Here is a 10,844-nt window from a genome sequence, read left to right on the forward strand (position 1 = left end):
AACGATCGCTTTACTAAACTTCTGCCTGGGCTGGTTCGTCCTGCCAGAGTCGCTGGACAAAGAGCATCGCCGTCCTTTTACACGGCAAGATCTCAATCCCATCAGCCAATTGATCGATTTACTCAAAAATCCTCGGATTCAGGGACTGCTGATTGCGTTCTTTATCTTTAACTTCGCGTTTGCGGGTTTTAGCAGTATTTTTGTGCTGTTCCTCAACGATCGCTACGGGTGGGGACCGAGTCAGGCAGCCGCCGTCTTTTTCTTTATTGGCATTGTCTCAACCGTGGTGCAAGGAGGGCTAATTCGTTCTCTGCTACCGCGCTTTGGCGAGTCTAAGCTGGCGATCGGGGGGCTGGGGCTAGTGGCGATCGCCTTTGGCGGCATTGTTTTGATTCCGGCAAGGGGTCCGATTCTCGTGCCTGCGCTATACACAACTCAAGCTCTGTTGGCATTAGGCGTGGGGCTAATTATTCCTTCATTGCGGGGTCTGATCTCAAACCGCGTCTCGGATCAGGAGCAGGGCAAAACGCTGGGGGGCAACCAGGCACTCCAGAGTGTTGCGACGATTCTGGGTCCGCTATGGGCAGGCTGGGTGTTTGATCATTCTGGTGTGCTGTCACCCTTCTGGACGGGAGCATTTTTCATGCTGATTGCGATCGGGTTTACCCTGATGAATTTGCCGCGTCGCCTGTCTGTTTCGTCCTGATTTATCCAGCCTGCTTGAGACGTTGTTTAACAAAATTATCATGATTCCTCGAACTGCTCCCCGCACGGGCTAATTCTAGGGGAGCCGAGCTAACTCCGCTTACATTCAAAGTCCCCCAGCATTGGGGGATTTAGGGGGCGATGTAGGAGATTGGATACCTTTAAAGCGTCCTCTGGTTGATCCAGCTTGACTTAAAGAATGTTTAAGGATATTTGGCAAGCTATCGCTGTGATCTGAACTGCCCCAGAACTCCCTAACGCTGAAGGAAACCGAGCCTCCTTCCAATTTCAAAGATTCCCAGAGATGGAATTTTTTTGCTTTTTGCGGATAAAGATTCCATTGTTTTTATTTTCTATTGTCCTCGCTTTACCAATCTTTGCTTTACCAATCTTTGCTTTACATTGTTTTTGATTTAATCGTGTCCTTCAACTTAAGTTAATCGCCCAGCATAAACCCTGGTTACTAACGGCTTAATTTCGATCGCCTGGTTTAAAAAGTTCGCTTAATGCCGATCGCTGCCTCGGATTAGAATTTCGATTTAGATTTAAGCCAAACGAAATATGACTTTCTATTCTTTTATCTCTACTCTTTTATAGATGACAGATTAAACGCTGGCTGATAAAGCTTTTGCACCTGAAAATGAACGATGAACCTTCCCTTCAACTTATCTATTAAAGCAGATAAATTTGTTAGTAAAAATAACCAGCTTGCAGTTAATTAGCAATCCCTTATACTGATAAAACATTAATAAAGAAGCAGGATCGGAATAAGTCTCATTTTCAAAATTGTTAAAAGGTAATTGACTTTTATGGAAACTCAGACGAATGCTGTAGAAACTCAAGCTGATGCAACTAAACTGAAGCGCGTCTTTGGTTTGCCAACCCTAATTATCTACGGAGTTGGCGATATTCTTGGAGCTGGAATTTATGCAGTTGTTGGCAAAATTGCAGGACTTTCTGGCACTCTGGTTTGGGCTTCGTTTCTCGTTGCAATGGTCGTTGCTGCGCTTACCGCGTTGAGCTATGCCGAACTGGGCAGCCGCATTCCGCAAAGCGGAGGAGTTGCCTGCTTTGTCAACCGGGCATTTCGCACAGATTGGCTTTCAGTTCTAGTGGGCTGGTTAATGTTTTGTACCTGCCTGGTGTCGATGGCAACCCTCTCAAAGGCGTTTGCAGGCTATCTGAATGCTTTTATTCCTGTTATTCCTGACTGGTTCATTATTCTCGCTTTGTTTTCAGTACTAGCGTTTGTGAACTTTAGGGGAATGCAGGAGTCTTCTGCCCTTAATATTTTTTGTACGACGCTGGAAGTTTCAGGACTGCTGATCGTCGTTCTGGTTTCGGTTTTGTTTCTGCTAGGCAACGGGGCAACCGCTCAAGCTCTGCCCATCGCTTCGGCTCCCTCTGGGCAAACAGTAGGCTGGTTAGCTGTGGTGCAGGGTGCGGCTCTGGCGTTCTATGCCTTTGTAGGGTTTGAGGACATTGTAAATGTGGCAGAGGAAGTCAAAAATCCAGAACGCAATCTGCCTAGAGCAATTCTGCTGGCCCTGGCAATTGCCGGAGGGGTGTATATCCTGGTGTCCTGGCTGGCGGTTCAGGTGATCAGTCCCTCGGAGTTAGCTGCTTCCAATGCGCCGCTATTAGATGTGGTTCGTCAGGCACAGCCGAATTTTCCTTCGGTCATTTTTACTGTCATTGCTTTGTTTGCCGTACTCAATACTGCCCTGCTCAACTTCATTACGGCATCTCGACTGCTTTATGGAATGGCGCGGGAAGGGCTGCTGCCTGCCTGGTTGGGTAAACTTCATCGGAGCAGACAAACGCCCTATCGTACGCTGATTGTGATTCTGCCGATCGCGATTTTCCTGGCACTCTCCGGTACGCTGCAATTCCTGGCAGGAACGACAGCAACATTAATTCTGGCAATGTTTTGTCTGGTCAACCTCTCGCTGCTGATCATTAAGCGTCGTGAACCGCGATCGAACGGATTTCGAGTGCCTTTGCCGATACCCGCCCTCGCGCTGCTGTTGAACCTGATCCTGGTTGCCTTTGCCTCGCGAGAAAGTCACATTCTGGCATTGGCGTTTGTAGGCATAGGGGTGCTTTTGATTGGCATTCAGAGTGCGGTGAAAAAACAGCGATCGCACAGCCTTTAACGCTCGATGAATTGATGATGAATCGATCAAGACGGATACGCTAATTTCGTTTGTTCATCCCTGGTTTCTGGGTTGATGTTTTGTCTTTCATTAATAAGAACATCGGTTGATACTTTTCGGTAGTCCTCTCTTCCTTCTTCCTTTAGAAAGAGGAATTTAGACTTTGCTTATGACAAAACAGTACTGTTTGTCACGCTCGTTCATTCTGTTCGTTTATTTTGGCTGCGATCGGCTCACTGCCTATTAAGGGATTTAGTGTTGTATCGCTCAACGGATGGATGTGAAAGGATTTATATGAAAGGATAGTTTTAGAAATATTAACAGAAATAGCGCAATCGCTTATGCAATATCGCCTGCTTGATATTTGCGATCGGGCATTTTTTTAGTGCCTTTTCTGCTTGCTTAAGCTTGTCACAGATGCTGCTGAACAAGAATGGCTTCTCAACTTAGAACTTACTTTGTTGGCAACAGCGTTACCGATACCATTAACCAGGCTGGATTGGATGCGTTGTCAGAAAGCGGTGGAGACGATTTGATCTGGGGCAGACACGTCATTCCCGGTGCGCCCCTAAGCTGGATCTGGGAACACCCTAATAATGGATTTCAGCAGCAGCCCTACGGCTATTATCCTAGTGCGCTTGGTAACTATCAGTGGGATGCGCTGTCGCTTCAGCCGTTCGATCGCTCGGTTCTGGGAGGTCAGGGAAACCCGCAGCAGGGCGACTTGCAGATGGCGAGTAATTTCATCAATCTTGCCCGGCAAAATAGCCCCAATCTTCAGGTCTACCTTTACCAGCGATGGCCCCGCAAATCGAGCCGCAATCCGAACCCCACCGCAGCCGATTGGGATGCTCTCTGGCAGGCAACTTACGGCGTAGAGACATCGGGGAACAATAATGAGTCGCGCAGTTATTTTGAGCGGCTGCAAACTCGCCTACAGGAGGCGTTTCCCGATCTAAAGCCAATTCGGCTTGTGCCGGTGGGCGAAGTTCTGTTTCAGCTTAATCAAAAGATGCAGAGTGGGCAGGTTCCGGGCTATTCCAGCATTTGGGATCTGTATGTCGATAATATTCATCTCAATAATATTGGGTCATACATTGTAGGAGCGACTTATTACGCCACGCTGTTTGGCGGCGATCTTACAAAACTGCCGATTCCTGTCCAATATTCCCTCAATCGTCCAGAGCAAAGCCGTCCAATCCCCATCAGTCCAGAGCTTGAATCGATTATTGAGCAGACTGTTCAAAGTGTGGTTGGCGTTGCTGCTCCGCCGATCGCCTCTGTTACCGAAGGTCAAGCCGGGGTTCGCCCTCCGACGGTGGCTCCTGAGCTTCCTGCTGTATCGATCGTCGATGTTGCTGCAATCGAAGGACGCGATTCTACAGCAGCGATTACGGTGAGTTTGTCTAAAGCAGGGACTCAGCCAATTACCATCCGCTACAGCACCGCAGACGGAACGGCTCAAGCAGGCAGCGATTATGCTCCAATCAGCGGCACGATCGCCTTTGCGCCCGGTCAAACCACCCAAACGATCGCACTGCCCATTCTGAACGATAACGTGCCCGAAGCTGATGAAACCCTGACCCTGACGCTGAGCAATGCCAACAACGGTGCGATTCTGGACGCTGAGGCGACGGTCACGATTAGCGATACCCTAGCGGCGACGGTCAGCACAACCCTGCCTAAAGCAATGGAAAGCCTGCGGCTCATGGGAACTACCCCTATTAGCGGCATCGGCAACGCGAGGAACAATGCCATCACGGGTAACGCAGGCAACAATCGGCTGCTGGGAAAAGCAGGTCGCGATGTTCTCGCGGGTGAAGCGGGAGCTGATCGGCTACTGGGTCAATCCGGAATGGATACGCTCATTGGGGGTGCAGGAAATGACATTCTTACAGGCGGGCGCCAATCCGATCGCTTTTGGTTTGGTGCGGGTGTGCCGTTTGCCGAGATAGGTCTGGATCGCGTTACTGATTTCGTCTCCAAACGCGATCGCATTGGCTTAAGTCAACCCACGTTTAGCCGACTTCAAAGCGACATAGGACGTGGATTTCAGAGCAAAAGCGAGTTTGCGATCGTGAACTCCGACCGGGCAGCAGCGCAGCAATCCGCTCTGATTGTCTACAACAGCAGAAATGGCAGCCTGTTTTACAACGAAAATGGCAGCACAGCCGGATTTGGCGAGGGCGGGAAGTTTGCCTTGCTGCAAGGGTCGCCAACGCTGAGGGTGCGTGATTTTGTGATTCAGGGCTAGCGCAAAAAAAATTCCCGAACACCAAAATGGAGTCCAGGAAATTGAAATCAGGGTGCATCTACCACTCCCTCTTTCCCTGGAAGTGACTGCCCGTCCGGAAAATTTGACCCAGATTTTTAGCTTAGTTTTTAGTTTTAGCCCAATCTCGATTTCCCGGAAAGACAATTTTGCAGCCTGCTTGAAAAGCTCAAATCTCGCCGTAACTTTTTTGCGTGGGCTGCGTCTTAGGGTTCAGTAGCTGGATCGAGTATCCTACAGACTGCGATCGGAATAGGACGGGGCTTAGACCAGATCTGCCTTGGAACTGTTCTGGCAGACCTGTATTGGGATAGATTCGATCTGGATTGCTGAACTCTCCTGGGCAATGCTCAGGCAGACGAACAATGGATGAAAACGGAGTGGATGAAAACAGAGCGCGATTCGAGCTTTTTTATACCTCTATCCCCGCTAAGTAAGGTAGCGATTATCCTTCTGGCGATCTGCGAAGCGGACGGCTAGAACGAGCGGAAATTGAAGCAGCTCACCAGGATTTATTTCCTGATTGGTTTGCAAGTTTGATGAACTTCGCTTGTAAGCGTCTGATTTTCGCTAGGCTAGCAAATGTTGTGTTTATCAGGGGCTCTGAGCTTGCCTTTCGCCGATGTGCTGTTCCGCCTCCTGGGTTCAGTCTTTTGTCGATCGTCCGATTTACTGTTTTGTCCATTGTTCAGTCCATCGAGGTTCAGCCCTCAGAGAGCCGCAGATTCAGTTGAGCGATTAGCAGGAGCGCACGGGTAAGGTGACTCAGGAATTTCATGTGTCTGTAACCCCAGTAGGGAACAATGAGTATCTGGTTCGGACAGAGCGAGTTGCGCCAGGAGTGCCGCTTGCGGAAGAACAATTTGTTTTGCCCCTGGAGTCGTGGCTGACTCAAGCGCGTCAGCTCATGAACGATCCGCTCGTGGGCATTTTGCAGGGCGAACGGGCATTTATAACCAACCCGGAACACCCCAGTGTTTTGCAGCCGTCGCTTAGTCTAGTGGAGCTGGGACAGCAGCTTTATCATCATTTGTTTCAAGGCACGTTGCGCGATAGCTGGCTGATGGCTCAGGGGGTTGCTCAAAACCGTCGTCAGGCATTGCGACTGCGACTGGGGCTGAAGGGCGATCGCCTGCCCCGCCTGCCTTGGGAAGTGCTGTATGGCTCTGATGTGCCGATCGAGCGAATGCGGCAAAACCAGGCTGCGCCCCGTCCTTTGGCAACCGGAATTCAGGTCATTTTCTCGCGCTATCGTCCGGGCACTCGTCTGGCGGAAGAAGGGGGGTCGCTGATGCTAGAACCGGGTCAGCCGCTCAAAATTCTTATGGTGGTTGCCTCGCCGAGCGATCGCGAGCAGTTGCAGCTTTATCGGGAAGCTACCCAGCTTCAGCAAGAGCTGCGGATGCCGTCCACGCTGCCTTCGGAGCCAGAAATTCAGCTTACGATCTTGAGTCAGCCTGGACGGGAAGAGCTAACGCAGGCACTCGAACAGGGTCAGTTTCAGGTGCTTCACTATGCGGGACACAGTGATGTCAGCGCGGGCGGCGGTTCGCTGTATCTGGTAAATAATCGTACCGGGCTCACCGAACTGATGAGCGGCGACGACCTGGCGGGCTTGCTGGTGAATAACGGCATTCGTCTGGCGGTGTTTAATTCCTGTCGCGGCGCGTATCTGCCCACCGAAACCGATCCCGCAATGGGGCGAAATCTGGAACAAAACCTGGCAGAGGCATTGGTCAGTCGGGGAATTCCTTCGGTGCTGGCAATGGCAGAGCAGATTCCCGATGAAGTGGCTTTGAATCTGACCCGCCTGTTCTATCGCAACCTGAAGCAGGGCTACCCGATCGATCTCAGCCTCAGCCGCGCCAGGCAGGGCTTAATTTCATCCTATGGCTCGAATCAGTTTTACTGGGCACTGCCGATTCTCTATCTGCATCCAGAGTTTGACGGCTACCTGACTCCCACCGATCGATCACAGGAGGACCCCGCCGATCGCCTGCTGTTTACGCCGCCCACCTATGAGGTGTTTCCGCTGCCGCCTGGCGAAGAAGCAATTTTTCCGCCTGCGCTGCTTGTTAATGCAGAACCCGTTGCTTCGCCGTTTCCCGAAGAAGTCATCGCAGCCGACGAAGCCGACATGATTGCTCAGGCAGTCCTCGCCGAAGATGCAGACTGGCTGGACGCGCTCGACGATGCGGGAGCGGTTGACGACGATGATTTTGCAGTGGCAGACATGATCCGGCAGCTTATTCCGCCTACGCCAAGCGAGACTCCAGTTGCTCCGCCTGCGGTTTCAACGCCCCCGATCGCTCCAGCAGCGTCCACCATTCGCCCGACTCCTCCGGCTGTTCCGAGTCATCGCACCCCGCCCCCTGCAAAGGTTGCTGTTCCCAAAGCACTTGTCACGCCCGACTCCGCTGAGCTTACTGCTCCTGACCCGCCTGGAGACTCCCTCAGCGAACCCAGCAGACAGACCCCCACCGAACAGGTTCACACCGAACAGATTCCAGGGGGGCAGGTTCACACCGAGCAAAGCTACCAGCGACGCACTACTGCCCGTCAACGGCAAAATAAAGCGATCGTCCTACCCCTGGTTGGGGCTGCCGGAGCGATCGGGCTGGCGATCGTCGGATTTTGGGCAGTGCCTCAGATTGTCTCGCAGTTTCAAAGCAGGGTGAGTGAGACAACCGCTACCAATCCCCCGACGCTCCAGGCGGAACTCGCCGCAAAATCAACTCCTGACCTGAAGCAGCTTGCGATCGATAGCTTTACGCAAAACCGCTACAATCGCGGTCAGCAGGCAGTTGAGGCGTTGCTCGATCGCGGTGCTTTTACCGAAGCCGAAGCCGCGCTTGCCAGCATTCCAGTCGATCGCCGCAATGATGCTACGACTCACTTCCTACAAGGTCGCTTAGCATGGCAGGCTGCTAAACAGGGCAACAGTCAATATAGCGTTGCCAATGCCCGCCAGAGCTGGGAAAAAGCAGTTGCCGCCGATTCAGACAATGCGCTTTACTATGAGGCGATCGGCTTTGCCGACTACGAAGCGGGAAAACCAGAGCAGGCGATTCAGTCCTGGGTGCGGGCACTCTCGCTTCAGGAACAGCCAGCTGCCCAGGAAACCTCAACCGCAGCTCGGCCTGCCCTAAACGATCGCATCTTAACCAGCTACGCTGGAATTGCCCTCGCGCTCTGGAAAACCTCAACTAACCCCGATACCGCCCAGCCCGGAGAACTGCTCAGCAAAGCCGTTAAAACCTATCAAATGGTTTCAACCATGAACCCACAGCAGTTCCAGCCCAATGCCCTCAGCCAAAACTGGCTCTGGACACCGATCGCGATTCGGGATTGGCAGACGCTAGGGGCAGCGACACCGGAGGCAAATGGAGGGTAAAAGGTTGAATGAATGGAGGGGTGAGTGAGCGGATGAGGGAGTAAAGAGATAAGGGAGTAAAGAGATAAGGGGATGGGGAGATGGGGAGATCAGGGAATAGGGAGATTTGAACGACTTTGTGTGAATCGATCGCTGCCAAACTCCAACTTCACTAGACCTCTTCTAAACTCCATCCCTACAACTCCCCCACTCATCCACCCATCCACCCATTCACCTGCGATACGCCAGCGCAAACCGCTCAACCCCCGCCAGATCGGGATGAATCTGAATTCCAACATAGTTTCCCTGCGCTTTCAACAGAGCGGTAACGGCTTCTGCCTGACCTGCCATCATTTCGATTAGCCATAGTCCGCCCGATCGCAGATAGGTAGGAGCGGTTTCGACTAAAAGACGAATTGCATCGAGTCCGTCTGTGCCGCCATCGAGGGCAAGGTGGGGTTCGTGCTGGCTGACTTCGGGCTGCAAATCAGGGATCATGGGCTGCGGGATGTAGGGTGGGTTGGATACCATGCCGCTGAGCTTGCCTTTCAGGTCCGTGAGTGGCTCGAACCAAGAACCGCGATAAAACTGAATTCGATCGCTAAAGCCGCACTGTTTTGCGTTTTCCTGAGCCACAGCTAGAGCGGCTTCGCTAAAGTCTACGGCATGAATTTGAGCAGCCGGAAAGCTGTCGGCTAAACCAATCGCGATCGCCCCGCTTCCGGTTCCCAAATCTGCCCAGTGTTCCTTGGCTAAGCCAAAATTGGGCGCGATTCCATCGGCGGAGCAAGCCGCAGCCTGCGCTAAATCAATCAGAATTTCGGTTTCTGGGCGGGGAATCAGGACGGCAGGCGTCACATGCAGCAGGAACTGTCGCCAGGGTGCAACCCCTGCAAGATACTGCACGGGAACTCGCTCGGTTAATCGCTGCTGCCATCGATCGCTGAGGGTCTCCAGGGGCACTTTGAGCGCGAGCGTTTGGGATGTGTAAGTTTCTAGGCGCAAGCTGAGGCGATCGAGTCCGGCAAGTTCTTGCAGAAGCCAATCGACTTCCTGGGGAGAAATTCCGGCGGCGATCGCCTGCTGTTTTGCGGTTTGCTGCCATTGCCACAGGGCGCTCCCAGAAACCTGAAAAGAAGGCATAGATTACGCACTAATACGATAAAAGGGCGCAAAATCAATGCGCCCCAGCGGAGACAAAACTCGAATTCACTTCAATCCAATAAACCCGATGGGCTTACCGGCGAGGCTGAGCGGGTTGCGCCTGTCGCTGCTGTCCTCCCTGCTGCCCCTGTCGCTGCTGCCCTTGCTGCCCCTGCCCACCCTGGGGCTGAAGCGATCGAACAAATTCCACGCTGTCTCTAGGCGGAACCAGCAAAATCTGATTCAGTTCTTCGTTCTCGCTGGCTTGCAAGGTTTGGATCAGTCCTTCCAGGTTGACGACCTGAACCTGCATACCGTTCGCTAGCTCAGGCTGACTTTGCTGAAGGCGAGTCAAAACGGCTTGCAGCTCGGCTCTATCAAAGAACATGGGAATCACCTGCTGATTGCCCTGCTGAATTGTCAGGTAGCCACGATTCTGACCACTGGACTGCGCCACAAAAATTGGCACTCCCTCAAATTCGTTAACGGTTTGTCCGCCTTCTCTCAAAATCGTCATTGCCGCGTCAACCTGCTGCTGGGCCGGGATAAAGGCAAAACGAAGCTGCTGGTCTTGCGGAGTCTGACCCGATCGCTCGGTTTCAGCGATTTGATAGATATCGGCAAGGGATACGGGAACCACCCGAACACCCTGTGCAACCTGAGGATTGCGGGTCTTAAGATCGTTCAGAAACCGCTCGGCATCCTGACGGTTAATAAAAACCCCGGCGACAGGACCGCGATTTTCCCCTTCGGTCGGCGAGGCAACCAGAGGGGCGCCCTGCTCATTTGCCAGGGTAAATACGGGGACGGGACGCAAGCGTTCCATCACCTGTTCGGCGGTTAAAGCCAGCACTCGCGCTGTGCCAGCCCAAAATGAACCGATTAGCACACTACTGACTAGACTTAGCGTTGCACTCCAACGAATGACTGACTTCATAAAAACTCCTGTGATGACGCGAGCATTCAGCAAAAAGGTGGGTGAATGATTCTGCAAATAACTCTGCAATAACTCTGCATTAGCGTTGCCCAGCGTTGTGCTGTCTGCATCTGTCGCTTTGAGGTAAAAAACACTCAGTCGATCGCTTGACCCAACCACTCAGCAGACGAGAATCTTGACCAGAGCGGGCAAAAGAAAGAGAGAAATCAATAGACTGTTTAGCGACCAACGCGACTCGCAGAATAGATTGGCACAATT

General features: G+C 52.3%; 6 protein-coding genes. 4 read left to right on the plus strand and 2 right to left on the minus strand.

What is annotated here, in order from left to right:
- The 4 genes from H6F80_RS23575 to H6F80_RS23590 form a co-directional block, all read left to right on the plus strand.
- The coding region (locus H6F80_RS23575) for an MFS transporter (protein WP_190793961.1) at positions 1 to 706 on the plus strand (706 nt) is incomplete at its 5' end.
- 808 nt (positions 707 to 1,514) lie between these two features.
- Positions 1,515 to 2,861: an APC family permease gene (locus tag H6F80_RS23580; RefSeq protein ID WP_190793962.1), complete on the plus strand. Its 1,347-nt coding sequence runs from the start codon at positions 1,515 to 1,517 to the stop codon at positions 2,859 to 2,861.
- A gap of 433 nt (positions 2,862 to 3,294) precedes the next feature.
- Entirely contained in the window at positions 3,295 to 5,115 is a 1,821-nt protein-coding gene (locus tag H6F80_RS23585) for a Calx-beta domain-containing protein (RefSeq protein ID WP_190793963.1), read from the plus strand.
- 796 nt (positions 5,116 to 5,911) lie between these two features.
- The gene (locus H6F80_RS23590; RefSeq protein ID WP_199296785.1) at positions 5,912 to 8,527 is read left to right on the plus strand and encodes a CHAT domain-containing protein; all 2,616 of its coding nucleotides are present in this window, start codon (positions 5,912 to 5,914) and stop codon (positions 8,525 to 8,527) included.
- 210 nt (positions 8,528 to 8,737) lie between these two features.
- On the opposite strand, the gene prmC is transcribed toward H6F80_RS23590, so the two are convergent.
- Positions 8,738 to 9,649, minus strand: a complete 912-nt coding sequence (gene prmC / locus H6F80_RS23595; protein ID WP_190793965.1) for a peptide chain release factor N(5)-glutamine methyltransferase — start codon at positions 9,647 to 9,649, stop codon at positions 8,738 to 8,740.
- Positions 9,650 to 9,743: 94 nt separating this feature from the next.
- Positions 9,744 to 10,586: a Tic22 family protein gene (locus H6F80_RS23600; protein WP_190793966.1), complete on the minus strand. Its 843-nt coding sequence runs from the start codon at positions 10,584 to 10,586 to the stop codon at positions 9,744 to 9,746.
- Positions 10,587 to 10,844 lie beyond the last annotated feature (258 nt).

The organism is Leptolyngbya sp. FACHB-711 (genome assembly GCF_014695615.1).
GTDB lineage: Bacteria > Cyanobacteriota > Cyanobacteriia > Elainellales > Elainellaceae > Leptolyngbya_A.

Bases quoted from the DNA above. Each gene is read 5' to 3' on its own strand.
- H6F80_RS23580 (WP_190793962.1), top strand. From the start codon at position 1,515: ATGGAAACTCAGACGAATGCTGTAGAAACTCAAGCTGATGCAACTAAA.
- H6F80_RS23585 (WP_190793963.1), top strand. From the start codon at position 3,295: ATGGCTTCTCAACTTAGAACTTACTTTGTTGGCAACAGCGTTACCGAT.
- prmC (WP_190793965.1), bottom strand. From the start codon at position 9,649: ATGCCTTCTTTTCAGGTTTCTGGGAGCGCCCTGTGGCAATGGCAGCAA.
- H6F80_RS23600 (WP_190793966.1), bottom strand. From the start codon at position 10,586: ATGAAGTCAGTCATTCGTTGGAGTGCAACGCTAAGTCTAGTCAGTAGT.